We start from the raw sequence: 22,976 nt of genomic DNA on the forward strand, positions 1-22,976 counted from the left end.
GCCCATGCAGGAACACTTGTCCGATCCGTCGGAACTGCGCGGCGACTGCGCCCGGTGCTTCGGGCTCTGCTGCGTCGCCCTGCCGTTCGCCGCCTCGGCCGACTTCGCGGTCGGCAAGGACGCCGGCACGCCCTGCCGCAACCTCCGCGACGACCACCGCTGCGGCATCCACGCGCGGCTGCGGCAGGAGGGGTTCGCCGGCTGCACGGTCTACGACTGCTTCGGCGCCGGGCAGCAGGTCTCGCAGATCACCTTCGCCGGGCAGGACTGGCGCGGCGGTCCGCCGGGGCACGCCCGCCGCATGTTCGAGGTGTTCCCCGTGGTGCGGCAGCTGCACGAGCTGCTCTGGTACCTGACGGAGGCGCTCACCCTGCCCGCGGCGCGCTCGCTGCGCCCGGAGCTGCGCGAGGCGCAGGGCACGATCCGGGACCTGACCGGCCGGACCCCCGAGGAGCTCGTCGCACTGGACGTGGCGGCGCACCGGCGGGAGGTCAACGTCCTGCTGCTGAGGGCGAGCGAGCTGGCCCGGGCCGGCGTCAAGGGGCGGGGGAAGAACCGCCGGGGCGCCGACCTGATGGGCGCCCGGCTCAGGGGCGCGGACCTGCGCGGTGCCGATCTGCGCGGCGCCTACCTCATCGCCGCCGACCTCACCGGCGCGGACCTGCGGGGCGCCGACCTGATCGGTGCCGACCTGCGCGACACGGACCTCAGCGACGCCGACCTGACCGGGGCGTTCTTCCTCACCCAGCCGCAGCTCGACGCGGCCCGGGGGAGTGCCGGGACCCGGCTGCCCGGCTCAGTCACCCGCCCCGGGCGCTGGACGGCTCAGGTCTGAGGCAGCCTGCCGCACCGGTGCCCTGCGCTCGGGGTGCAGCCGCAGTCCTTCCGGCATCAGCGTGAGCCGTTCCGTCACCCGCAGCCGGTACGCCGGGTCGGGGCGCAGCTCGTAGCGGCGCAGCAGCAGGCCGAGCACCAGCGTGGCCTCGTGCAGCGCGAACTGGCGGCCGATGCAGGCCCGCGCCCCCGTCCCGAACGGCTTGAAGGTGTGCGCCGGCCGGGACCGTACGGCCTGTGCCTCGAAGCGGTCCGGGTCGAAGCGCTCGGCGTCCGCGCCCCACACCTCCGGGTCCCGGTGCAGCATCGGCGTCAGCACCAGCGCCCACGCCCCGCGCCGCATGGGATGCTCCCCGGCCAGCACGGTGTCCTCCCGCGCCTCCCGGGCGAAGGCGGGCGCGGTGGGCCACAGCCGCAGCGACTCGTCCAGCACCCTGCGCACGTAACGCAGCCGGGCCACCTGCTCGTAGGCCGGTTCCGCCGTGTCCGCCCACACCCGGTCCACCTCGGCCCGGGCCCGGGCGGCGGCCTCGGGGTGGCGGGAGAGGTAGTGCAGGGCGAAGGACAGCGCGCCCGAGGTCGTCTCGTGGCCCGCGACGAGGAACGTGATCACCTGGCGGCGGACGTTCTTTGGGGAGAGCCGTTCCCCCGTCTCGGGGTGGGCCGTCTCCAGCATCCGGTCGAGCAGGTCCCCGTCCCCGCGGCCCGCCGCGCGCCGGGCCCGGACCAGTTCGTCGACCGTGCCGTTGAGGTGGGCGATGTCCGCCGCGTTGCGCCGGGTCGCGCCGCGCAGCAGCAGCGGGGCCAGCGGGAAGGGCACGGTGTTGAGCCGCTGGGCGTAGGTGAGCGTGCCGATCATCGCGGTCACGAAGGGGTGCGGGCGGGAGCGTTCGAACGAGCCGAAGTCGTGCCCGAACCCGGTGCGCGCGATGGTCTCCAGTGTCAGCTTGGTCATGTCACCGGGCACGTCCACCGCCCGGCCGTCGCGCGCCGCGCGGTCCCACTGCTCCGTCAGCCGCCGGGCGACGGCCAGCATCATCGGGTGGTAACCCGCCATCGCCTCGCGGCTGAAGCCCGGGGCGAGCACATCGTGCGCCAGCTGCCAGTTCGGCTCGTGGTTGTACGCCGTGAACAGCCCGTCCCCGGCGACCGGCCGCAGGTTGGCCACGCCCAGCCCGACGTGCTTGGCGAACCGCGCCTCGTCCGCGAGGTCGGCCGTGTGCCGGGCGCCCCACACGAACACGAACTCCTTGCCGAAGGCCTTCCGCCGGAAGACGGGACCCAGTTGCCGGGCGTAGCGCAGCGAGTCCTGCAGCGGCGTGCGCCGGTTGACGCCCACCACGTCGCCGAGCAGCGGGATCCGGTGCGGCGGGTGCGGGATGCGCTCCAGCTCCGGCCAGCCCAGCTCGGCACTGCGGAACCCCTTGGGCTGCCCGGCCCGTATCGGCGCCTGGGTCATGACGCGATCTCCCTCGATCCGGCGGCGCGTTCGCACGTGTTGTACGTGAGTTCAATAACGCGGTCAGTGTGGTCCGGCCGCTGAACCGGCGTCAAGTAAAGTGCGGGCATGGCCGCGAACCAGGGCGGGCGCACTCGCCGCCGGCTCAGCACCCAGGAGCGCCGCGAGCAGCTTCTGTCGGTCGGGGCGCGGCTGTTCTCGGACCACCCCTACGACGACGTGTGGATCGAGCAGGTCGCCGAGATCGCCGGGGTCTCGCGCGGGCTGCTGTACCACTACTTCCCGACCAAGCGGGACTTCTTCGCGGCGGTCGTCGAACGGGAGAGCGAGCGGATGCTGCGCATGACGGCGGCCGTGCCCGGCGTCCCCGTGCGCGAGCAGCTCACGGCCGGGCTCGACACCTTCCTGGAGTACGTCCGGGCCCACGCCCACGGTTACCGCGCCTTCCACCGCGCCGACGCGGCCGGGGACCAGGCGGTGCGGCGCGTCTACCAGCGGGCCCTGGCCGCGCAGGAGCGGCAGATCCTGGCCGCCCTGGCCGCCGACCCCGAGTTCGGGCCGGCGTTCCGGGACCGGCCGGCGGTCCGGCTCGCGGTGCGCGGCTGGCTGGCGTTCACGACGGCCGTCTGCCTGGAGTGGCTGCGCGACACGGAGCTGACGCGGGAGCAGGTGCGCGAGCTGTGCGCCCGCGCCCTGCTGGGTGTCCTCGCCCCCTGAAAGATCCGGCAAGTCCGGGTGCCGTGGTTGGCTCGCACCCCGAACTCCGATAGGTTAGGTGAGCCTTACCTAAGGAGGGTTTCTGATGGGTGACGACAGCCACAGCTGGACGGCGGCCCCCGCCGCCGCGGAGCGGGCGCGCTCGGTGCTCGCCGCCGCCTGGTCCTGCTCGGTGACCGCGGAGGGCGCGCGGGAGGAGCTGGTCGGCGCGCACACGGTGGCCGCTGACGGCAGAGTGCTGGTCGGCGTGCCCGAGGACAGCGCCCTGCTCACGGCCGCGATCTGCGCGCCCCGCGGCGAGCCGTCCGCCGTGCTGGAGTTCGCCGACGTCGCACCCGTCCCCGTACGCAGCCGGATCCGGGCCCGGCTGTGGCTCGCGGGCTGGTTCGCCGCCGAGGGGGACCGGCTCGCCTTCACGCCCACGCGCGCGGTGCTGCGGCAGCCGTCCGGCGCCGTGGTCGTGGACCTCGACGAGTTCACCGCCGCCGCCCCCGACCCGCTCACCACGGCCGAGGCCCGGCTGCTGACCCACCTCGCCGACTGCCACCCCGACGCCGTCGAGCGGCTCACCCGGCTCGTGGACCCCGGCAGCCTGTACGGCGCGGTCCGCGTCCAGCCGCTCGCCGTCGACCGGCACGGACTGACGCTGCGCATCGAACGCGCCCGCACCCACGGCGACGTCCGCCTGGCGTTCCACACGCCCGCCGACGACCTCGCGCAGCTCACCGAACGCATGCACGCGCTGCTCGGCCAGGCGGCCGCCGCCTCCTGCCCGCGGGCCCTACAGCGGCAGCGCGCAGACGGCGACGGGTGAGGGGAACGCGTCTCCGGCGCGCCGCAGCGCGCCGGTCCTCCCGTCCACGTGGAAGACGGTGACGGTGGAGGACTTCTGGTTCGCCGCGAACAGCAGCGTGCCCTCCGGTGAGAGGGCGATCTGACGGGGGAAGTCCCCGCCCACCGGCACCGTGTCCAGCAGCACGAGCCGGGCGCCGTCCGCCTCGATCGCATAGCGCGTGAGGCTGTTGTGGCCGCGGTTGGCGAGATACGCGTGACGGCCGTCCGGCGTCACCACGAGCTGCGCCGGGTAGTTCGGGCCCGAGCCGGTGCCGGTGGACTGCGCCTCGCCGATCCGCACCCGGCCGGAGTCCGGGTCGTAGGCGCACACCGCCACGGTGTCGTCCACCTCGTTGGCGAGATAGGCGTACCGGCCGCCGGGGTGGAAGGCGAGATGACGCGGACCCGCGCCCGGCCGGGTCCGCGCCCGGCCGGTCTCGGTGAGCGTGCCGGCCTTCTCGTCGAGCCGGTAGGTGTAGACGGTGTCCGTCCCGAGGTCGACGGCGAGCACATGGCCGCCGTCGGGAGCGGTGACGATCTGGTGGGCGTGCGGACCCTGCTGCCCGGGGCCGGGCGGCGGAGCGGAGTGGGTGACGAGGTCGGTCCGCTCGCCGAGCGCTCCCGAGGCCTCGACGGGGTGCACGGCCACACTCCCGGACCCGTAGTTCGCGCTGAACAGCCAGCGCCCGGACGGATGCACGGACAGATGGCAGGGGGCCGCGCCCCCGGTGCTCCTGCTGCCCAGCACCGTGCGGTCGGACAGCCGGACCGCGGTCACGGCGCCGTCCTCGCGCTCGTTCACCGCGTACAGCGTGCGGCGGTCCGGGTGCAGCGCGAGGTACGACGGGTCGCCGACGCCGGTGAGGGTGCCGCTGCCGTCGATCCGGCCCGTCGCCGGGTCGTACGCGGCCAGGCCGATGCCCTGACCGCCGCCCTCCGCGGACGTGTAGGTGCCGAGGTAGAGCGGGCGGGGCCCGGACGGGCGGCGGGCCGCGCGGGACGGACGCGCGCTCGCCTCCGGGGCCGTGGGTGCGGGCGCGTCGGCACAGCCGGACAGGGCCGCCGCGGCGGTCCCGCCCGCCAGCACGCCGACGAAACCGCGCCTGCTCCAGCCACCACTGCCCATGTCGCCCCTCAGGTCGTCGCTCGTCCCCGTCGCGACAGCCACCTTGGCGTGTCCGGCCCACCGGGTGCAACAACGGCCGGCGGGCCGTGGGCGAGGCACCGGACGCCTCCGGACCGCCGGGGCGGCTACCAGTCGCCGTCCTCGACGGGCTTGCCCGGCGCGTCCCCCAGCGGCCGCACCTGGCCGGGTGCGGGCGGCTGCCAGGGCTCGTGGTCGTCCCCGAGCCAGTCGCCGGCCGGCTTCACGGCCCGGAGCGTGTCCGTGGGGGCGAGGTCCTCGGCGTCGTCGTCGTAGTAGTCGAACCAGGGCAGGCCCGCGCGGATGTAGGCGGCCCGGTCGACCGGGGAGGGCGGCGCGGCCTCGCCGGTGATGCGGCGCCACTCCGGAGGCGTCACCAGGTGCACGAAGATCCGTCCCGCGGGGTGCTCCGACCAGTCCGACAGCGGCCGGTCGTCCTCGTACACCTCCTGCCGCATCGACCCGCCCACCCCCAGCCCCATGGCGGCGGGCGCGCGCTGCGGGACGGCGGCAGCGGCGGCCCCGGACGCGGCGGGGGGAGGTACGGCTCCCGGGGCGGGCGGGGCCGCCATGGGCATCGCGGCGCCGAAGCCGCCCGGCGCGGGCGGCGCCGCCATCGGCATCGCGGCGCCGAACCCGCCGAGGGCGCCGCCCGGAGCGCCCGGGAACGCCGACCGGGTCTGCTCCGCACGCCGCCGCTCCTGCGCACGCCACCGCGTCAGCTCCCGGTCGTTCAGCCCGAACGACTGCAGCTGCACACCGCCCCACACCTCCTCGCCCGTGACCTGCCCCTCCACCGTGGCGCCCAGGCCCAGCGGGACGGCCACGAACTGACGGACCGTGCCCGTGCCGGAGTTGATGCCGTCCAGCCAGGGCTGCCGGGGCAGCACCACGTAGTTCTGCGGGTCGCGCGACAGCCGGTCGCTCCAGGGCCGGCCCGAGACCGCGCACACCTTGCCGACGCCGACCTGGAGCGCGGCCGGCTCACGGGTCCCCGCGAAACTCAGCCACATCGCCTCGCGCAGGTACACCGGCAGCATCACACCGCCGCGTCCCCGCATCGCCTCCGGAACCCGGTCGCCGTAGTCCGCGACGCGCCGGACCGGGAACTCGCCCAGGCCCGGCGGCAGCGGATGGGTGCCCGTCTCCGGCAGGCGCAGCGTGCGGATGAACCGCACGGACGCACCGCCCGGCAGCCGCAGTGTGTTCCCGTCGATCCGCACGGTCGTGTCGGCCATCGGCCCGCCCCCTCGCCTCGGTGCCGGTCTTTGGCCGGCCTCCCTCAGCGGTAACGCTCACCGAACCCGGCGTGGTTCCGCCACATCTGCTCGGTGACGCCCAAGCGCTCACGCAGCCGCGTCAGCCGCGGCATCCGGGCGCGCTGTTCACCCGAGACCCGGTCCAGTTCCTCGAACAGGCGGCGGGTGCGGTGCTCGGTGTCGAGCTCGTCGAGGATCCGGTTGACCTCGGTCAGGACGGCGCCCGGGAGCTGCCAGTTCCGCGGATCGCGCTCGGCCTCCTCGCGCAGCAGCAGGGCGAGCTTGTCGCGGGTGGCCGCAGCGGTGCGCAGCTCGGTGGCGAGACGTTCCTCCGCGGACTCCGCGCTCGCGCTGAGGTCGGTGGTGACCAGCACCGCGAAGCTCACCACGGCGTCGGCGATCTCGGACAGCAACTGCTCCAGCACGGCGCCGGTCTCGGGACCGAACAGCGGCTCCGGTTCGCGTTGCTTCGCGAGGTCGGTGAAGGACCGTGCCAGCACCCGCAGCACGACCGTGCAGATCTCCAGGGTGTCGAGGCCGGTGCGCAGCACCACCCGGTGCAGCAGACCCTCCCGTACGCGCGGGTTGAGCCGCAGGCTGTCCTCGGCCTGCCTGAGGGCGGCGTCCACCTCGATGATGTCGTGGTCCAGGCGCCGCGCCTCGTGCAGCCGCTCCGCCGCGCGCTCGGCGTGGCTGGGGGTGCGGCCGGCGGCCTCCTCGCCCATGCGCAGCATCAGCTGCCGCAGCCGGCGCGCCAGGCCGTCGATCGACTCGCCCGCCTCCTCCACCCACACCGGCGGAGCCAGCAGCAGGTTGCAGGCGAGCCCGACGACCGCGCCGATCAGCGTCTCCACCACCCGGGCCCAGGCGGTGTTGCCCACGGTGGTGACCCCGAGGACCAGCATCGCGCTGATCGCCACCTCCGGGACGTACTCCTCCACCCGGACCAGCCGCCCCACGGCGAGCGAGGCCACCAGGAGCAGCGCCAGGCTCCACCAGGTCAGACCCACCAGGAGGCTGAACACGATGGCGACGATCACCCCGGTCACCACGGCGTTCACCCGCCGGAAGCCGTTGGTGAGGGTGGCGTACAGGGTCACCTGGACGACGAGCAGCGCCGTCAGGGGAGCGGTGAGCGGGGCCTGCTCGGGACTGAGCCGCAGGGCGATGACATACGCGATCGTGGCCGCGGTCGCCGACCGCAGCGTCTGGACGACCACGGGGTCCCGGCGCTTCCGCAGAATCCGTGTGGCCTGCGCCGTCCACTCACGTACCTCTGGCATCCTGCGGCTGTTCCCCTTCCCCGGACACTTCGAACGCATCGACGAACAACGTTACGAAGGACGTTAACGCCGTGGGAAACCGCGGGCGACCGAGGGCGGTCAGGCGGACACCTTGTCGAGGAAGGCCGCCAGATGTCCCACGGTCCGGTCGATCTGCTCCTGAAGCGTGAGACTCTCCTCGAACCGCGCCCCGGTCTCCGGCAGCTTCTTCCCGCGTACGTACAGGGAACACGCCAGGTCGGTGCACATGTACGCGCCGACCGAGTTCCCCTCGCGCCCCGCGGCGCCCGCCTTGCGCGCGGTCATGAGGGACACGCCGCCCCGCGGATGCGTCGTCAGGCACAGCGAGCACATGCTGCGGTGCAGGAAGCCCCGCTGCGCGGCCTGGAACCGCATCGCGACTCCGACGAGCCGCCCGTCCCGCCCGGTCACCAGATAGCTCCGGTCGGGCGCCCCCGGGTCCCGCCACCCGAGGAAGTCGAGATCCTCCCAGGGGCGCTCGGCCAGATCCCGCGGGACGGCCAGACGCTTGGCCTCACCCTTCGAGCAGTTGATGAAGGAGGCGCGGATGTCCTGCTCGGTGAGTGGTCTCATGGGAGGGCTCCTGGTCGTCGTTCCCGTAAACCTAGGGGTCCTAGGTTTACGGGGATCAGGTTAGACAGGGGCGTACGGCCGGAGCCACCGCATTTCCGTGCGGCCGCCCTGCTCCGGACCGGCGGCCTCCGATAGCCGCGACGGCATCGCCGTCGAACGGCCCGTGACGGTACGGCAGCTCCTCACCGGGCGAGTCGGGTTGCGGCAGCGCCCCGGCGGCGGCGCCCGGCTCGCCCTCGCCCTCACTTCGGCTATGCCGCGGAACCACTTCGGCTACGCCGCGGAACCGCCTGCCGCCGAGGCCGGGGAGGTGCGAGCCCTGCTGGGCGCGGGGGCGCGGGGGCGCGGGGGCGCGGGGGCGCCGGTGTGCGTGTGCGGCGACGGTTCGCGAATGGCCCCCGGAGCGCGGGAGGCGTTCCGTACGCTGTACCGCAAGCACGCGCCGGGCGCCGAGGGGTGGCTCGACGGACTGATCGTGGACGGGCGTCACGTCGAGGACGTGGACGCCGCCGGCTGACCGAGGACGCGGTGGAGGGGTGGGCAGACCGTGGTGGACTCCTGGGAACGGGCCCGGCACATCCTGCGGGAGGCGGGCCTCGACCCCGGCGGCCTCGCCCACCTCACGCCGCTGACCGGCGGCACGTACAACACCGTCGAGGAACTCCGCCTCACGGACGGCACCCGCTACGTGCTGAAGATCCCGCCCGCGGCGGCCACCCCCGGGATGCGGCACGAACGGCGGCTGCTCGTCTCGGAGGCCGAGTTCTACCGCGCCGCCGGTGACGCCGGGGTCCCCGCGCCGCGGCTCGTGTCGGCGGGGGAGGACTTCCTGCTGATGACGGCCTGCCCGGGCGACACCTGGGACGGCACCCTCACCGACACCGAACACACCGCGCTGCGCACGGAGCTGGGCCGCCACGTGGCCCGGCTGCACGGCGTCCGGGGCCCCGGCTTCGGCTACCCCTCCGGCGCGCTCGGCCCGCTCGCCGCCGACTGGCGGACCGCGTTCACGGCGATGTTCGACGCCGTCCTCGACGACGCCCGGCGCTACCGGCCCCGGCTGCCGCGGCCGGTGGACGCCGTGGCCCGGACGGCGGCGTCCGCGTACGGCGCCCTGGACGAGGTCACCGAGCCGTGCCTGGTGCACTTCGACCTGTGGCGGGGCAACATCCTCGTCGACCGCTCGGACGGCAGGGCCCGCATCGGCGGCCTGCTCGACGGCGAGCGCATGTTCTGGGGCGATCCCCTGGCCGACTTCGTCTCCCTGGCCCTGCTCGGGGACATCCGGACCGACGAGGCGTTCCTGGCGGGCTACCGGGAGGCCGGCGGACGGGCCCGCTTCGACACCGCGGCCCGGCTCCGTCTCGCCCTGTACCGCGCCTACCTGTACCTGATCATGCTCACCGAGACCGTCCCGCGCGAGGCCGGCGAGGAACAGGAGCGCTGGGTCCGGGCGACCGTCGCCCCGGAACTGGTCGCCGCCCTGGACGACCTCGCGGACGGCGACTCATAAGCTCACGCCGTGAAATAAGGGCTGAAGAAGGTCGCGCCGCGCCCTGTCCCGACGGTATGTTGCAGGCCGGACAGGGGCTGGGGAAGGAGCCGCATGGCGGCGCGTAACGGGCGCACGGTGCACGATCTCAGGCGGGCCAACCGCACGGCCGTGCTGCAGCGGCTCTACTTCGACGGCCCGCTCAGCCGCTTCGAGCTCGGCCCGGCCACCGGACTGAGCTCCGGCTCGGTCAGCAACGTCGTCGCGGACCTGGTCGCCGAGGGGCTCGTGGAGGAGGCCGGCAGCGTCGACTCGGACGGCGGCCGCCCGCGCACCCTGCTGCGGGTCGCACCGGGCAGCGGTCACATGATCGGCGTCGACGTCGGCGAGACCCGCGTGCGCGTCGGGCTGTTCGACCTCACCCTCACCGAACTCGCCCGCACCGAGCGCCCCCTCACCGCGCAGCGGTACGAGGTCGAGGTCATCGTCGACCACATCCGGCACGGCATCGCCGAGGTCCTGGACTCCGCGGGGCTCGCGCCCGAGCGGCTGCTCGGCGTCGGCATCGGCGTCCCCGGCATCGTGGAGCGCACCGCCGACCGCGGCGCCGTCGTGCACGGGCAGACCATCGGCTGGGACGCCGTCCCGCTGGAGGCCCTGCTGCGCACCGGCTCCCCGCTGCCGGACACCGTCACGTACTTCATCGACAACGGCGCCAAGACCCTCGGCCAGGCCGAGATGTGGTTCGGCGCCGGACGCGGCGCCCGCAACGCGGTCGTCGTGCTGTTCGGCTCGGGCGTCGGCGCCAGTCTCGTCACCCCCGACGTGGAGGAGGGCCGGGCGGTCGAGTGGGGGCATCTGACCGTCCGGGTGCGCGGCCGGCGCTGCCGGTGCGGGGCGCTCGGCTGCCTGGAGGCCTACGCCGGGGCCGAGTCCCTGCTGGCCCGCTGGCGCGAGGAGGGCGGCCGCGTCCCGGACACCACCGACGAGGAGACCGCGCTCACCGCCATGCTCGCCGCGGCGTACCCGACCGGCGACGGCGAGGCCGACCCGGTCGCGCTGGCCGTCCTGGAGGAGACCGCCGAGTACCTGGGCGCGGGCCTGTCCGACCTGATCAACCTCTTCCAGCCCGAGCGCATCCTGATCGGCGGCTGGGCGGGCCTGGCGCTCGGCTCGCGCTTCCTGCCGGCCGTACGCCGCCACGCCCTGTCGTACGCGCTGCGCCACCCGGCCGGGAAGACGACCGTCGAGCTGGGGCGGCTCGGGCCCGACGCGGTCACGGCCGGCGCGGCGATCCTGCCGCTCGCCGACTTCTTCGCACGCGGCGGACGTCGCCCCGACCCGGCTCCGCAGCCTCCGCCCCCGGCCTGGCGCACGGCCTTCCGGGAGCGGGCACCGCGCTGAGGTTTCGCAGATCAGAGCGGAGGTACTCGCGTGGCGCCCGGACCACCGAAGGGAGTACGCCGTGACCGACCACCGCCTCGACGCACCCGGCGAGAACGGTGAACCCGTTCCCCGGGACATGCCGGACCAGCAGGCCGACGCCGGCGAGGACCCCTGGGAGGTCGCACCGCGCTTCACGGCTTCCGGCAAGGACGACAGCGACCGGACCGACGAGGCCGACGACGCCGGGGAGTCCGGCCGCGCCGCCGACGACGTCCCCGACACGGACGAAGCGGGGACCGGCCGCCAGGGAGCACCGCGCTCGGGAACGGTCCACCCCGAGCACCCGACACCGGACGAGCCCGCCGACTGACGTCGAGGGCCCGGGAACACCGAGGGCCGCGGCCGGCTGTGGGGGCCGGCCGTGGCCCTCGGCCATGACACCGGGGCCGGGCCGGGCCCGCGCCGTCCCTAGCCGACCTTGCGCCCCCGCAGCGGCGCCGTCGGCGCGCCGGCGCCCTGCTGCAGGCCCAGCAGGAACTCCTCCAGCACCTCCGTGGCCGTGTGCTCCGGCTGCCAGTCCAGCTCCGTGTGCGCCCGCGTGCAGTCCATCAGGGGCAGCCGCAGCACCGCGTCGAACAGATGCGGCGAGGCGGGGAGCAGATGCAGACCCCAGGCCGCGGCGATCGCCGAACGGGCCGCGGTCCGCGGCAGCCGCACCGGGCGCGCGCCGAACATCTCACCCAGCAGCCGCGCGTCGACCGCGGGCTCGGCCGCCAGGTTGAACGCGCCCCGGGCGCCGGAGTGGACGGCCAGCCGGTACGCGTCCGCCGCGTCGTCGGTGTGCAGCGCCTGTACGCGCAGTCCGGGGATGTCGGGCAGGAAGGGCAGCAGCTCCGGGCGGGCCAGCGGACCGGGCAGGAAACGCCCGCCGAAGATGCGGCGCTGCTCGCTCGCCGACTCCCGCCGGAGCAGGAACGCGGGCCGCATCCGCACCACCCGCGTGGCGGGATGGTCGCGCTCGAACGTGTCCAGCGCCCGCTCCAGATACGCCTTCTCACGGCAGTACGCGGCGTCCGGCCAGCCGTGCGTCGGCCACGACTCGTCGACCGGCCTGTCCTTCGGGCCGGGGGAGTACGCGCCCACCGACGAGGCGTGCACCAGCGCCGGCACTCCCGCGGCGGCCACCGCGTCGAACACCCGCATGCTGCCGAGCACGTTGGTGCGCCAGGTCGTCGCCGGATCGTGGGTCGGCTGGAACGCCCAGGCCAGGTGGACGACCGCGTCGGCGCCGCCGAACCGCTCCACCAGATCGGACCGGTCGGAGGCCAGATCGACGGCCGACCAGTCCGTCTTCGGCGGTGACCAGTCGGGGATCCGCCGGGCCAGGCCCAGCACCGAGGCGATCTCGGGATCCTCCGAGAGGAGACGCACCACGCTGGTGCCCACGTTGCCGGTGGCGCCCGTCACGACGACCCTCTTGCCCGCTGTGCTGCTCACGTTCCGCTCCTCTCGGCCGCACCCGTCCTCGGAAGGTGACCGAGTACCCGGACCGCGCCGATCGCACATGGGCAGGAAGAAGCCCCGGCCGGGACGGGGGAATCGCGGCCGGGGCGGCATGAGGTGGGCACGGACGGCGGTCGCCTCTCGGCGAAGGGCTCCACAGGGCTTCAGCCGAACGATCGTCCCTGTGGGCGAATGGTGAGGCCCGGGGACACTGTCCCATCCGCACCCACGGTTCGTTCAACGGCGAACCACTTACGGGTGTTCCGGCAACGGGCGCTTCTCGCGGTGACGTGTGTCACTGCTCCGGCGCCACCGCTCCCGTGCCTTCCTCGCCCGTGCCCTCCGCTCCCGTGCCCTCCTCCTCGTGGACCGGGACGACCTCGGCCCACAGGTTCTCGGCCTGCAGCAGCAGCGTCCCGAGCACCGCCGTGGGGGCGGCTCCCTGCCCGGCCTGCTCCCGCAGTCCTTCCTGCAGATGCTCGTGCAGCTCCCGCATCCTGCCGTCCGCCTCACCGTCCCGTCGCAGGTCCACACCGCCGTTCAGCAGGCGCTCGGCCTCCGTGTGGCAGGCGGCCCCGATCAGGTCCAGCAGATCCGCGTAGGCGCGTAGGGCGGCGCCCCCGGGCGGCGCGGGTGTGCGGTTGTCGTCCACGGCCACCGCGAGGGCCCGGGTCAGGGCGGTGACGTGGCCGGTGACACGGGCCAGACGCTCGTCCTCGTCCGGGGGCGGCAGAGGCTGGAGCGGGACGCGGTGCAGGCGGCGCAGCGGACCGTAGGTCAGGCGCAGGCTCTCCTGGCTCCAGCGGCGTGCCGAGCGCAGGGCGTCCAGACAGTGGTCGAGCCGGGTCGCGGCGCTGAGCCAGCCGGCGGCGGTCTGCGCGTCCCAGTCACCCTCGCGCAGGTCCCCGGCGACGGTGCGCAGCACGTTCCCCGACTCGCGGGCCAGAGTCGCCAGGTTCTCGCGCACGTCCCGCAGATGCACCGGCGGCAGGACGAGTGCGTTGACGGCGACCCCGATGACGGCGCCGAGGGCGGCCTGGCCGACCCGGTGCCCGACGGAGTACGAGCTCACCGTGCCCGCGGTGAGGGTGAACATGGCCGTGGTCGCCGCGTAGATGCCCTGGTCGCCGAAGCGGGGCCAGTTCGAGAGCAGCATCAGGATCGGAACGGACAGGGCCAGCGCGCCCGTCGTGTCGCCGGTGACCGCCTGGGCCGCCGAGGCCAGCACGGTACCGACGCAGATCGCCCCGAACTGCCGGGCGCCCTGCATGACCGAGCTGTAGACGGTGGCCTGCACCAGCACCAGCGCCACCCAGGGCGCCATCAGCGCCAGCGGGTCGCCCATCCACACGCCGCCGATCAGCCAGGCGAGCACCGCGGCACCGGCCGCCTTCAGCGACTGGACCAGCAGGTCCCGCTCGCGCCCGGGCCGCCGGAAGGCCGCGCGGGCGGCGTCGGTGATACCGCGCGTCTCGCGCCGCACGGCGTCCAGCGGACGCACCTCGTGCGCCCTGCGGCCGGCCCTCGTGATTCCGGTGGCTCCCGGGACGTGGACGGTGTGCGTGTGCAGATCGGGGCGGGTGCCGTCCGCGGCCCCGGCAGTGCCCGTCCCGCGGGTTGTCCGTCCGTCGGGGGGTGCGGAGTCGGTGGTGTCGGCGGTGTCCGGTCCACGGTGTGTGCGTCCGTCGGGGCGGGTGCCGTCCGCGGCCCCGGCGGTTCCCGTTCCACGGGTCGTCCGTCCGTCGGGACGTGCGGAGTCCGCCACCTTGCCGGCCCCCACCCCACGGCTCGTCCGTCCGTCGGGGCGGGTGCCGTCCGTCGGCCTGCCGGGCCTCGCCGCCCGGTTCCCCCGCCCGTCCGGGCGGGTGCCGCCCGCCGTACCGCCGCCGTCACCACCTGTCCGCCGGCGGAGGGCGTCAGCCGTCCGCCGGACCGCACTCGTCACACGCGTCATCCGCTGCGAGTAACCGCGCGACCCGGGGTCCCATGCCTCCTCATGCCAACGGGCTGTCCGCGAGGGCGGACAGCAGGTGCGCGGGGTCGGCGTAGACCGCGTCCGCGCCGGCCCTCTCCAGGTCGGCGCGCGGGATGCCCCCGCACAGGACGCCGACGCGGCGCACCCCGGCGCGGGCGGCCGCGCGCATGTCCCAGACCGTGTCGCCCACGAAGACGGCCCGCTCGGCGGGCACCCCGGCCAGTTCCAGGGCGTGCTCGACCGGCTCGGGGGACGGCTTGCCCGCGTCGACGTCGTCGGCGCTCGCCGTGGCGGTGATGGCCTCGTCCGCGTCGATCGCCCGGCGCAGCGCGCCCAGCTCGGCGCCGCCCGCCGAGGTGGCCAGCACCACCGTCCAGCCGTCCCTGTGCAGGCGCCGCAGCAGCTCCCCGGCCTGCGGCAGCGCGGGCAGCCGGCCGAAGTATTGCCCGTACAGCGCCTTGTGCCCGGCGCTGATGCCGGCGTCCTGGTCCGGGTCGCGGTCGTCGCCGAGCACGTGCGCCACGAGGTCGGTGGACGGCAGGCCCACGGCCCGGTGGATGGCGTGCATCGGCACGTCGTGCCCCGCCTGCCGGAAGGCCTCCCACCAGGACACGACGTGCAGGTGGTTGGTGTCGGCCAGCGTGCCGTCGACGTCGAAGACGGCCGCCCGTTCCGCCTGTGCCATGAGTGTCATCCCTTTCTCTCCGGCCCCGCCGGGTACCACCTCAGCCGCCGCCCACGCCGGACGGCAGCCGCCGCTCGCGGGTCCAGGCCAGCAGGTCGTCCAGGGACCACGTCGTCACCACCCGCTCGGGCGGCACCCCGCACTCCTCCGCCCGCGCGCACCCGTTGATCTGCCAGTCCAGCTGCCCCGGCGCGTGCGCGTCGGTGTCCACGGAGAACAGCACCCCCGCGTCGACGGCTTGGCGCAGCAGCCGCCGCGGTGGGTCGAGCCGCTCCGGCCTGCTGTTGATCTCCAGGGCCGTGCCCGTCTCGGCGAGCGCCGCGAACACCTCGTCCGCGTCGAACTCCGACTCCGGCCGCCCCCGCCCGGTCAGCAGCCGCCCCGTGCAGTGCCCCAGCACGTCCGAGTGCGGGTCGCGGACGGCGGCGACCATCCGCCGGGTCATCGACCGGGCGTCCATCCGCAGCTTGGAGTGCACCGACACCACCACCACGTCGAGCCGGTCCAGCAGCTCCGGCTCCTGGTCGAGCGAGCCGTCCTCGAGGATGTCGCACTCGATCCCGGTCAGCAGCCGGAACGGCGCCCACGTGCCGTTCAGCTCCGCCACCACGTCCAGCTGCTCCCGCAGCCGCTCCGGTGACAGCCCGCGGGCCACCGTCAGACGCGGCGAGTGGTCCGTGAGCGCCGCCCACTCATGGCCCAGCGCCGCCGCGGCCCGGCCCATCTCCTCGATCGGGCTGCCGCCGTCCGACCAGTCGGAGTGCAGATGGCAGTCCCCGCGCAGCAGCGCCCGCAGCGTCTGCCCGCCCCGCACGGCCGGCGGCTCCCCCGCCTCGCTCTCCAGCTTCTCCAGATAGCCCGGCACCTGCCCGGCCAGCGCCTCCCGCGCCACCTGGGCGGTCTTCGGCCCGACGCCCTTGAGCCCTTCCAGCGAGCCGTCCGCCGCCCGCCGCCGCACCTCGTCCTCGCCCAGCTCCTTCAGCACCCGGGACGCCGTACGGAAGGCGCGCACGCGGTACGTCGGCGCCAGGGACCGCTCCAGCAGGAAGGCGATCCGCTCCAGTGCCTCCACGGGATCCATCGCCACCTCCACCTCAAGGGTTCCCCAGGGCCCGGCGGGCCGCACGGCCGGTTTGCCCGGTACCCACCCGGGTACTGCGATGCCTCGTCCCGTCCGCTCCGCCGAGGAGGCCTGTCATGTCCGCCCCCAGCCACGACAAGGTCGCCGTGATCACCGGCGCCGACTCCGGCATCGGCCGGGCCACCGCCGTACGCCTGGCCCGCGCGGGGCTGGACGTCGGCATCACCTGGCACAGCGACGAGCAGGGGGCGCGGGAGACGGCCGAGGAGGTCCGGTCGCACGGGCGGCGCGCCGAGATCGCCCGGATGGACCTCACCCGGCTGCCCGAGGCCGCCGACACCGTCGACGAGCTGTGCGAGCGCCTCGGCCGCCTGGACGTGCTGGTCAACAACGCCGGTACCGGCACCATGACCCCCTTCCTCGACCTGGAGCTGCCGCAGGTGCGCGAGGTCCTCGACGTCGACCTCGTGGGGCCGTTCCTGTGCGGGCAGAGGGCGGCCCGGCACATGATCCGCCAGGGCGACGGCGGCCGGATCGTCAACGTCACCTCCGTCCACGAGCACCAGCCGCGTGTGGGCGCCGCCCCCTACTGCGCCGCCAAGGGCGGGCTCGGCCTGCTCACCCAGGTCATGGCCCTCGAACTCGCCGAGCACGGCATCACCGTCAACGCCGTCGCACCCGGTGAGATCTCCACGCCCATGACCGGGCAGGACGACACCGACCCGCACACCGAGAGCCGCCCCGGCGTACCGCTCGGCCGGCCCGGCGACGCCCGCGAGGTCGCCGCCGTGATCGCGTTCCTCGCCGGCCCGGACGCCTCGTACGTCACCGGCGCCTCCTGGAGCGTCGACGGCGGCATGCTGCGGATGGGCCCGCAGGCCGGCTCGCATCTGCGCAGCCACGACTGGCGCCGTCCCTGAGCGAGCGGGCCGCGGTGAGACTGGGCACCGGCTCCGGCGACGAACCCGGCTTCGGCCGGGTCCGCCACGGGCGCGGCTTCCGCTACCTGGACACCGATACCTGGACACTGACGGCGGGCCCCTCACCGATCCCCGGCACCTCGACCGGATCAAGACCCTGGTGATCCCGCCCGCCTGCCGGGACGTGTGGATCTGCCACCGCCCTGGCGGCCACCTCCAGGCGGTCGGCACCGACGCCGCCGGACGCCGCCAGTACCTCGGCAACACCCCGGCGGTGTGCCGGGCCTCCTCCATCGACCCGCGCGTCTTCGAGCTCTTCGCACAGGGCGAGACCAGGGCCGCCGCGCTCACCCGGCTGGGCGAGCACGGCGACTTCGGCCGCCCCGCGACCCAGGGGCCGATCGGGGCGGCCGTTCTCGATCTGCTCGACCGCTGATCCGGACCCCGCGCGAGCGCCGTTTCCGCTCTACGCTCGATGCATGACCGAAATCGCGAGCCCGCACATGTCCCACCCGCGGATCATGGTGCTCGGGGTGCAACCGGGCCCACCGCCGTTCCGGATCGTGCAGATCGACGGCCAGGTGGTCGGAGAGGCCAGGGCCGTCACCGATGTCCTCGCGGCCGCCGCCGCGTTCGGCATCAGGGTCCACGACCTGGACGACCCGGACGTGGTCCGCTGGGTCGGGGGCGACAAGTTCACTTGGACCGTGCACTAGCGGCGGACGGCGGCGCGTTCTTCTCCGCCCGGCCCGCGCGCGGCTTGCGCGCGTGCACGGCCCGGCTCAGCCTGCGCCCCAGCAGCAGGTAGCCGATCAGCGCGCCCGTCGTGTTGAGGATGACGTCGTCGATGTCGAAGGCGCGGCCCGTGATGAGCGCGCCCTGCGCGAACTCCACGAGCAGCATCACGATCGCGGTCAGCAGCAGCACCCGCAGGATGCCGCGGGTGCGCGGCGCGACGACCGGCACCAGGACGCCGAAGGGGATGCCCAGCAGGATGTTGCCGCCGATCTGCTTGAAGGCGTCCCGCAGCTCCGGCTGGTCGAGATAGGCCCTCACCGAGCTGCCCGGCTGGAGGTTGCTGTGGGTCAGTGCCTCCGAGGCGGGCGAGGGCTGCAGGGTCAGCCGCGCCAGCACCACGGCGAACGCGACCATGAACACGAAGGCGCACAGCATCGCCAGCAGCCGGACGGGTAGCGGGAGCGGGCGTCGCTCGCCCTCGGATCCGGCGCTCCGGGAGCGTGAGCCTGCACTGGCCATTTTGTCCTCCAGTCTTCAACTTCCCTGCGGGGCCCGGTGGTTGTCCGCCGGGCCCCGAAGATGCCGCCGTCGGCCGCACACCCTCCGTTGCCCGCCTTTCGCCCGGGCACTCCCCGAGGGGTGCCGCGAGGCGGGGAGCGCGGGTGCCGGGAGCCCGGTCAGTCGCCGTACGAGACGCGCACGTCCTTGAAGCCGAGGGATCGCAGCAGTCCTTGGAGCATGCCGGTGGTGTTCGACTCGGCGCGTGCGGTCAGTTCGCTCTCCTTCGCGGCGTCGCCGATGTGCCGCACCGCGAGTTTCTGCACGGCCTGCTCGCTGTTGGGATTGTCCGAGAAGAGGTCCCCGAGCCGGTCGAAGAGACCCCGCTCCTTGGACACGGCGTAGGAGCGGTCGGGGTCGAGGGCCGGCTTGCCGAGCCGGGCGTGGGGCAGCCGGAGCGTGGCGGACGTACGGTCGGCGTCGACCCGCACGTCGTCCTCGCCGATCTTGCCGAGGTCCACGTAGGCGTCGACGGTGCCCGCCCCGACGTACAGGGTGCGGGTGCCGCGGATCGCGTCGGGGAGGAACTTCGCGTCCTTCTCCAGGTCCACGACCACCTGGAAGTTCCCGGAGGCGGCGTCGTAACGGCTGAGGTCCTGGACGGACTTCAGCAGGGCGGGGCCGGAACGGTCGTGGGTGTCGGTGCCGAACACGTCCTTCAGGCCCGGGATCACGCTCAGCCGGATCCCGGCGAAGAACACGACCAGCACCAGTACGAGCGCGGCCACCACTTTCACCCAGCCGGGCACGCGCCTGGGGAGACGCTTGACGTCAGTGGTCATGCGACGGCCCTCCTTCCTGCTGTCCGCATGCCCGCAACGACCCCTGCTAGGCCGGTGAGTTGGGGCTTGCCCCCTGCGGAGGGAGCACGGAGGGCGCACCGGGCGCCTCACCCCGGACGGGAGGTGGCCTCCGGCTGCGCGAGCGCGGCGTCCAGCGTCGGCTGCGGCGGCAGCAGCCGGGACAGGCCGGTGATCCGCAGGACGCGCAGGGTCAGCGGGTGGGAGCAGACGAGCAGCACGTACCCGCCCTGGGCGACCACGCGGCTGCGGGCCCGGTACAGCAGCCGCAGGCCCGAGCAGTCGAAGAACTCGATCCGGCTGAGGTCGATCACCAGCCGGGCCGCGGGGCGGCGGGTCTCCCGGTCCAGGTGCGGGGCGATCTCGTGGGCCGCGGCGAGGTCGATCTCGCCGCGGAACTCCAGCACCGTGTGCCCTCGTTCCCGGCGGACGCGCAGATGCCGGGTGAGCGGCGCAGGTTCCTGCCGCACGACGAGATCGCCTCCCTGCTCCGTCCAAGGGGGAGGGGCTGCGGCCCTCAAAACCGTTCCCCGCCCTGCAAGTTACCCTCCAACGAGTGAATTTGAGCATGTTCGATTGACATATGTCTTTGAATTGCGTGCGACTTGGCCAAGCTTCGCGCCGGGACTTGCGCGGTGGTGAGCGCGGGCGCGTGGAGGGGGGTGTGGGGGGTCGTTCGGTGGGGGAGCGGGGGCTGTGTGGCGCGGCGAGGGCGTTCCGGCACGTACTCGCGCGCGTCATCGCGCACGGTGTCGGCATCCCGCTTGGCTACGCTGTGGCTCGAAGACGGGGCCGCATCCCTTCCGTGTCCCGCACGGGGCACGCAGCGCTCGCCCGCCGTCTCGTCCCAGGAGGACACATGCAACGCGGTGAAGTCTGGTGGGTCGACTTCGATGAGCGGCGCCCGGTCGTGCTGCTCTCGGACGAGGAGTCATCGGGGTTTCAGGCGATGCAGGTTGTCGCGCCGGCGGGCGTCGACATCAGAGGCCTGGGCGTCGAAGTGGCTGTAGGAGCCCCGGAAGGACTGCCCTTCGAAGGCGTGCTGAGGTTCGCGTTCCCCCGTCCAGGCTTCACTCCGTGCACATGGCTGACCACCGTCGCCCGGGACGACCTGATCGAGCGGGCGGGCGTGTTGTCCTCCGTGAAGCTCAGCGAGGTGGGAGAAGCCCTCCGTGCCGCTGGGCAGAGGAGGGAGTGGACCCCGATGACGGCCGCCAGGATCAGCGAGATCAAAGACGCCCGCCGTCTCGGAGGACTCGCCTGGCGGATGCCGGTGCTGCTCAGCTCGATCTCGTCGACGACCGACCGCCGCCCCCTCTCCACCGCACTCCAGCAACAAGATCACGATCTGGGGCTGGAGCAATAACCCCGGGGTGACCGCGGACCCCCGGGGCCCTCAGGTCCCGCGCACCCCGTGGGCCCCTCAGTCATCCGCCAGCCGGCCGCCCGGCCCCCTCACTCGTTCACCAGCACCAGCTTCCCCGTCGTCCGCCCGGTGTCGCCCGACTCGTGGGCCTCGGCCGCGGCGGCCAGCGGGAACGTGCCGGCGATCGTGGCGCGGAGCGTGCCCGACTCGGCGAGGCGGGCGATCGCCTCCATGCCGGCCCGGTCGGCGTCCACCAGCATGCGGACCGCGCGGACTCCGAGCCGTTCGGCCTCCCGGGTGAAGTCGTCCGAGCCGACCGGGAGGATCGACACCACGACACCGCCGGGGCGCAGCACGCGCAGCGAGCGTACGGAGGTGTCGCCGCCGATCGTGTCCAGGACGACGTCGACGTCCTTCACGGCCTCGGCGAAGTCCGTCTCCCGGTAGTCCACCGCCTCGTCCGCGCCCAGCTCCCGCAGGAACTCGTGCTTGCCGGCGCTCGCCGTGCCGATGACGTACGCGCCGCGCTCCTTGGCGATCTGCACCGCCACGTGCCCGACCCCGCCCGCCGCGGCGTGGACCAGCACCCGCTGCCCGGGCCGCAGGTCCGCGTGCTCGGTCAGCGCCTGCCACGCGGTGAGGGAGACCAGCGGGAGCGCGCCCGCCTGGACGTGGTCCAGCCCGGCCGGCTTGCGGGTGAGGGCGCGGACCGGCGCGATGACGTACTCCGCGTGCGAGCCGTGCCCGAACGGGTACGGCAGCATGCCGAAGACCTCGTCGCCGGGCGCGAACGCGGCCACGCCGATCCCGACGGCCTCCACCACGCCGGAGACGTCCCAGCCGAGGACGAAGGGCGGTTCGCCCAGGAAGCCGCCGGTGGCGCGGTGCTTCCAGTCGGTCGGGTTGACGCCCGCGGCCCGTACGCGGACCAGCACCTCGTTGGGCCTCGGTGCCGGGCGCTCGATCTCCACGGTCTTCAGGACCTCGGGACCGCCGAGGACGTCCTGGCTGACGGCTCGCATCGTCTTCTGTGTGCTCATGGTCATCAAGCGTGCCGGTCCGGACACCGTCCGCCAATGGCAAGATGGTCAACCTTCGATAAGATCGTGCCATGCGGCGTGAGCGAGTGGTGGTCCTGGCCCTCGACGGGGTGTACCCCTTCGAACTGGGCATTCCGAGCCGGATCCTCGGTGCGGCCGACGGCCGGTACGAGGTGCTGACCTGCTCGGCCGACGGCGGCCCGGTCCGCACGAACGCCGACTTCGGCATCACCGTGGAGCACGGACCCGAGGTCCTGGCCACGGCCGGCACGGTGGTGATCGCGCCCGTCGCGCCCGCCCGGCTGAGCGACGAGGTGCCCGGCGACGTCCTCGCCGCGCTCGCCCTGATCCGCCCCGGGACCCGCATCGTCTCCATCTGCACCGGCGCCTTCGTCCTCGCCGCCGCCGGACTCCTCGACGGGCGCCGGGCGACGACCCACTGGCAGGTCGCCGACCACTTCCGGCGCATGTTCCCGCGCGTCGACCTGGACCCGGACGTGCTGTTCGTCGACGACCACCCGTTCCTCACCTCCGCCGGCGCCGCCTCCGGCGTGGACGTCTGCCTGCACCTCGTCCGCAAGGACCACGGCAGCGAACTGGCCAACAGCGTCGCCCGGCGCTGCGTCGTCCCGCCGTTCCGGGACGGCGGTCAGGCCCAGTACATCGAGCAGCCCGTCCCCGAACCGGGCGCGGCCTCCACCGCCGCGACCCGTGCCTGGGCCCTGGAGCGCCTCGGTGAACCGCTCACCCTGGCCGACCTCTCCGGCCACGCCCGGATGAGCCGGCGGACCTTCGCCCGCCGGTTCCACGACGAGACGGGCCTCAGCCCCGGCCGCTGGCTGATCCAGCAGCGCGTGTCCCGGGCCCGGCACCTGCTGGAGTCCAGCGACCTCACCGTCGACCAGATCGCCGGCCGGGTCGGCTTCGCGACCGGCGCCTCCCTGCGCCAGCACCTGCACGCGGCGATCGGGGTCTCCCCGCAGGCCTACCGCCGCACGTTCCAGAGCACCCGCTGACCCGGCCCGCCCACGCCCGCCCACGGGCCCCGCGCGGATCCCGTGCCGCCATCTGTCGAAGCGTCAAGTACCCGCTCTCACAGGCCATTTGTCGACGTGTTGCTTTCTGTCGGAGCGTGACGGAACCCTCACGTCCGGAGGGGGTCGAGATTGATCCTTTCGGGTTCGAACCCGATAAGGTTCCGATCGGCGCTGCGAGTTGACGCGATCGCGTCCGATCGACCCGCAGTTGCGTACTCATGAGTGCGGTCCATACACCCCCCCGTTGATCGTGTTGCTTCGAAGGATGCAG

The 22,976-nt window shown here is 74.1% G+C and carries 23 protein-coding genes and 2 pseudogenes; 12 read left to right on the forward strand and 13 right to left on the reverse strand.

Annotated features, from left to right (window positions below; translation table 11 throughout):
- The first annotated feature begins 4 nt into the window (after positions 1-4).
- Positions 5-835 (forward strand): pentapeptide repeat-containing protein, encoded by an 831-nt coding sequence (locus ABZY20_RS08565; RefSeq protein ID WP_356438472.1) that lies wholly within the window; start codon positions 5-7, stop codon positions 833-835.
- Here ABZY20_RS08565 and ABZY20_RS08570 read toward each other — a convergent pair.
- Entirely contained in the window at positions 797-2,293 is a 1,497-nt protein-coding gene (locus ABZY20_RS08570; RefSeq protein WP_356438475.1) for a cytochrome P450, read from the reverse strand. The genes ABZY20_RS08565 and ABZY20_RS08570 overlap by 39 nt on opposite strands.
- Positions 2,294-2,401: 108 nt before the next feature.
- Here ABZY20_RS08570 and ABZY20_RS08575 point away from each other — a divergent pair, with 108 nt between their 5' ends.
- Entirely contained in the window at positions 2,402-3,010 is a 609-nt protein-coding gene (locus ABZY20_RS08575; protein ID WP_356438478.1) for a TetR/AcrR family transcriptional regulator, read from the forward strand.
- A gap of 85 nt (positions 3,011-3,095) precedes the next feature.
- Positions 3,096-3,824 carry a DUF2470 domain-containing protein gene (locus ABZY20_RS08580; protein WP_356438481.1) on the forward strand — a complete coding sequence of 243 codons (729 nt, stop codon included), beginning with the start codon at positions 3,096-3,098 and terminating at the stop codon, positions 3,822-3,824.
- Here ABZY20_RS08580 and ABZY20_RS08585 read toward each other — a convergent pair.
- The 4 genes from ABZY20_RS08585 to ABZY20_RS08600 all read right to left on the reverse strand — a co-directional run bounded on the left by ABZY20_RS08585 (position 3,792) and on the right by ABZY20_RS08600 (position 8,124).
- Positions 3,792-4,970 carry a lactonase family protein gene (locus tag ABZY20_RS08585; protein ID WP_356438697.1) on the reverse strand — a complete coding sequence of 393 codons (1,179 nt, stop codon included), beginning with the start codon at positions 4,968-4,970 and terminating at the stop codon, positions 3,792-3,794. The two genes, ABZY20_RS08580 and ABZY20_RS08585, sit on opposite strands and share 33 nt — an antisense overlap.
- 125 nt (positions 4,971-5,095) lie before the next feature.
- Positions 5,096-6,226: a hypothetical protein gene (locus tag ABZY20_RS08590; protein ID WP_356438484.1), complete on the reverse strand. Its 1,131-nt coding sequence runs from the start codon at positions 6,224-6,226 to the stop codon at positions 5,096-5,098.
- Between the two features lie 44 nt (positions 6,227-6,270).
- On the reverse strand, positions 6,271-7,530 hold the full coding sequence (locus ABZY20_RS08595; protein WP_356438487.1) for an aromatic acid exporter family protein: 1,260 nt from the start codon (positions 7,528-7,530) through the stop codon (positions 6,271-6,273).
- A 99-nt stretch (positions 7,531-7,629) separates the two neighbouring features.
- Positions 7,630-8,124, reverse strand: a complete 495-nt coding sequence (locus ABZY20_RS08600) for an FBP domain-containing protein (RefSeq protein ID WP_356438489.1) — start codon at positions 8,122-8,124, stop codon at positions 7,630-7,632.
- Between the two features lie 292 nt (positions 8,125-8,416).
- On the opposite strand from ABZY20_RS08600, the pseudogene ABZY20_RS08605 reads away from it, so the two are divergent.
- The 4 genes and pseudogenes from ABZY20_RS08605 to ABZY20_RS08620 all read left to right on the forward strand — a co-directional run.
- Positions 8,417-8,641: pseudogene (locus ABZY20_RS08605) on the forward strand (hypothetical protein); the annotation flags it as partial.
- Positions 8,642-8,671: 30 nt separating this feature from the next.
- Positions 8,672-9,637, forward strand: a complete 966-nt coding sequence (locus ABZY20_RS08610) for an aminoglycoside phosphotransferase family protein (protein WP_356438492.1) — start codon at positions 8,672-8,674, stop codon at positions 9,635-9,637.
- 93 nt (positions 9,638-9,730) lie between these two features.
- On the forward strand, positions 9,731-11,020 hold the full coding sequence (locus ABZY20_RS08615) for an ROK family transcriptional regulator (protein WP_356438494.1): 1,290 nt from the start codon (positions 9,731-9,733) through the stop codon (positions 11,018-11,020).
- A 61-nt stretch (positions 11,021-11,081) separates the two neighbouring features.
- Positions 11,082-11,372 carry a hypothetical protein gene (locus tag ABZY20_RS08620; protein ID WP_356438496.1) on the forward strand — a complete coding sequence of 97 codons (291 nt, stop codon included), beginning with the start codon at positions 11,082-11,084 and terminating at the stop codon, positions 11,370-11,372.
- A 98-nt stretch (positions 11,373-11,470) separates the two neighbouring features.
- Here the strand turns inward: ABZY20_RS08620 and ABZY20_RS08625 are convergent, their stop codons facing one another.
- The 4 genes from ABZY20_RS08625 to ABZY20_RS08640 form a co-directional block, all read right to left on the reverse strand.
- Complete coding sequence (locus ABZY20_RS08625) at positions 11,471-12,499, reverse strand: SDR family oxidoreductase (RefSeq protein WP_356438499.1); 1,029 nt, start codon at positions 12,497-12,499, stop codon at positions 11,471-11,473.
- A gap of 301 nt (positions 12,500-12,800) precedes the next feature.
- On the reverse strand, positions 12,801-14,006 hold the full coding sequence (locus ABZY20_RS08630) for an aromatic acid exporter family protein (RefSeq protein ID WP_356438502.1): 1,206 nt from the start codon (positions 14,004-14,006) through the stop codon (positions 12,801-12,803).
- A 493-nt stretch (positions 14,007-14,499) separates the two neighbouring features.
- Positions 14,500-15,165, reverse strand: a complete 666-nt coding sequence (locus ABZY20_RS08635; protein ID WP_356438505.1) for an HAD family hydrolase — start codon at positions 15,163-15,165, stop codon at positions 14,500-14,502.
- Between the two features lie 40 nt (positions 15,166-15,205).
- Entirely contained in the window at positions 15,206-16,246 is a 1,041-nt protein-coding gene (locus tag ABZY20_RS08640; RefSeq protein ID WP_356438508.1) for a PHP domain-containing protein, read from the reverse strand.
- A 116-nt stretch (positions 16,247-16,362) separates the two neighbouring features.
- On the opposite strand from ABZY20_RS08640, the gene ABZY20_RS08645 reads away from it, so the two are divergent.
- From ABZY20_RS08645 to ABZY20_RS08655, 3 genes are all read left to right on the forward strand, one after another.
- A complete protein-coding gene (locus tag ABZY20_RS08645; RefSeq protein ID WP_356438511.1) occupies positions 16,363-17,166 on the forward strand; it encodes an SDR family oxidoreductase in 804 nt (267 codons plus the stop codon).
- A 148-nt stretch (positions 17,167-17,314) separates the two neighbouring features.
- Positions 17,315-17,602, forward strand: a complete 288-nt coding sequence (locus ABZY20_RS08650; RefSeq protein WP_356438700.1) for a hypothetical protein — start codon at positions 17,315-17,317, stop codon at positions 17,600-17,602.
- Positions 17,603-17,645: 43 nt separating this feature from the next.
- Entirely contained in the window at positions 17,646-17,882 is a 237-nt protein-coding gene (locus tag ABZY20_RS08655; protein ID WP_356438514.1) for a hypothetical protein, read from the forward strand.
- On the opposite strand, the gene ABZY20_RS08660 is transcribed toward ABZY20_RS08655, so the two are convergent.
- From ABZY20_RS08660 to ABZY20_RS08670, 3 genes are all read right to left on the reverse strand, one after another.
- The gene (locus tag ABZY20_RS08660; protein ID WP_356438517.1) at positions 17,863-18,423 is read right to left on the reverse strand and encodes a VanZ family protein; all 561 of its coding nucleotides are present in this window, start codon (positions 18,421-18,423) and stop codon (positions 17,863-17,865) included. The genes ABZY20_RS08655 and ABZY20_RS08660 overlap by 20 nt on opposite strands.
- 158 nt (positions 18,424-18,581) lie before the next feature.
- Entirely contained in the window at positions 18,582-19,244 is a 663-nt protein-coding gene (locus ABZY20_RS08665; protein ID WP_356438519.1) for a DUF4230 domain-containing protein, read from the reverse strand.
- A 107-nt stretch (positions 19,245-19,351) separates the two neighbouring features.
- Positions 19,352-19,732: an anti-sigma factor antagonist gene (locus ABZY20_RS08670; protein ID WP_356438522.1), complete on the reverse strand. Its 381-nt coding sequence runs from the start codon at positions 19,730-19,732 to the stop codon at positions 19,352-19,354.
- Between the two features lie 389 nt (positions 19,733-20,121).
- Between ABZY20_RS08670 and ABZY20_RS08675 the strand changes: the two are divergent.
- Positions 20,122-20,520, forward strand: a pseudogene (locus tag ABZY20_RS08675) (type II toxin-antitoxin system PemK/MazF family toxin); the annotation flags it as partial.
- A gap of 197 nt (positions 20,521-20,717) precedes the next feature.
- Here the strand turns inward: ABZY20_RS08675 and ABZY20_RS08680 are convergent.
- Positions 20,718-21,668 carry an NADP-dependent oxidoreductase gene (locus ABZY20_RS08680; protein ID WP_356438525.1) on the reverse strand — a complete coding sequence of 317 codons (951 nt, stop codon included), beginning with the start codon at positions 21,666-21,668 and terminating at the stop codon, positions 20,718-20,720.
- A 71-nt stretch (positions 21,669-21,739) separates the two neighbouring features.
- On the opposite strand from ABZY20_RS08680, the gene ABZY20_RS08685 reads away from it, so the two are divergent.
- Positions 21,740-22,684 carry a helix-turn-helix domain-containing protein gene (locus ABZY20_RS08685; RefSeq protein WP_356438528.1) on the forward strand — a complete coding sequence of 315 codons (945 nt, stop codon included), beginning with the start codon at positions 21,740-21,742 and terminating at the stop codon, positions 22,682-22,684.
- Positions 22,685-22,976: the final 292 nt, after the last annotated feature.

Source organism: Streptomyces sp. NPDC006624 (genome assembly GCF_040611555.1).
Lineage (GTDB): Bacteria > Actinomycetota > Actinomycetes > Streptomycetales > Streptomycetaceae > Streptomyces.

What these genes read in the sequence shown, in the direction of transcription:
- ABZY20_RS08655 (WP_356438514.1), top strand. Translation starts at nt 17,646, where the DNA reads ATGACCGAAATCGCGAGCCCGCACATGTCCCACCCGCGGATCATGGTG.
- ABZY20_RS08590 (WP_356438484.1), bottom strand. Translation starts at nt 6,226, where the DNA reads ATGGCCGACACGACCGTGCGGATCGACGGGAACACACTGCGGCTGCCG.
- ABZY20_RS08600 (WP_356438489.1), bottom strand. Translation starts at nt 8,124, where the DNA reads ATGAGACCACTCACCGAGCAGGACATCCGCGCCTCCTTCATCAACTGC.
- ABZY20_RS08635 (WP_356438505.1), bottom strand. Translation starts at nt 15,165, where the DNA reads ATGGCACAGGCGGAACGGGCGGCCGTCTTCGACGTCGACGGCACGCTG.
- ABZY20_RS08565 (WP_356438472.1), top strand. Translation starts at nt 5, where the DNA reads ATGCAGGAACACTTGTCCGATCCGTCGGAACTGCGCGGCGACTGCGCC.
- ABZY20_RS08645 (WP_356438511.1), top strand. Translation starts at nt 16,363, where the DNA reads ATGTCCGCCCCCAGCCACGACAAGGTCGCCGTGATCACCGGCGCCGAC.
- ABZY20_RS08660 (WP_356438517.1), bottom strand. Translation starts at nt 18,423, where the DNA reads ATGGCCAGTGCAGGCTCACGCTCCCGGAGCGCCGGATCCGAGGGCGAG.
- ABZY20_RS08585 (WP_356438697.1), bottom strand. Translation starts at nt 4,970, where the DNA reads ATGGGCAGTGGTGGCTGGAGCAGGCGCGGTTTCGTCGGCGTGCTGGCG.
- ABZY20_RS08685 (WP_356438528.1), top strand. Translation starts at nt 21,740, where the DNA reads ATGCGGCGTGAGCGAGTGGTGGTCCTGGCCCTCGACGGGGTGTACCCC.
- ABZY20_RS08615 (WP_356438494.1), top strand. Translation starts at nt 9,731, where the DNA reads ATGGCGGCGCGTAACGGGCGCACGGTGCACGATCTCAGGCGGGCCAAC.
- ABZY20_RS08575 (WP_356438478.1), top strand. Translation starts at nt 2,402, where the DNA reads ATGGCCGCGAACCAGGGCGGGCGCACTCGCCGCCGGCTCAGCACCCAG.
- ABZY20_RS08665 (WP_356438519.1), bottom strand. Translation starts at nt 19,244, where the DNA reads ATGACCACTGACGTCAAGCGTCTCCCCAGGCGCGTGCCCGGCTGGGTG.
- ABZY20_RS08595 (WP_356438487.1), bottom strand. Translation starts at nt 7,530, where the DNA reads ATGCCAGAGGTACGTGAGTGGACGGCGCAGGCCACACGGATTCTGCGG.
- ABZY20_RS08570 (WP_356438475.1), bottom strand. Translation starts at nt 2,293, where the DNA reads ATGACCCAGGCGCCGATACGGGCCGGGCAGCCCAAGGGGTTCCGCAGT.
- ABZY20_RS08640 (WP_356438508.1), bottom strand. Translation starts at nt 16,246, where the DNA reads ATGGATCCCGTGGAGGCACTGGAGCGGATCGCCTTCCTGCTGGAGCGG.
- ABZY20_RS08580 (WP_356438481.1), top strand. Translation starts at nt 3,096, where the DNA reads ATGGGTGACGACAGCCACAGCTGGACGGCGGCCCCCGCCGCCGCGGAG.
- ABZY20_RS08680 (WP_356438525.1), bottom strand. Translation starts at nt 21,668, where the DNA reads ATGAGCACACAGAAGACGATGCGAGCCGTCAGCCAGGACGTCCTCGGC.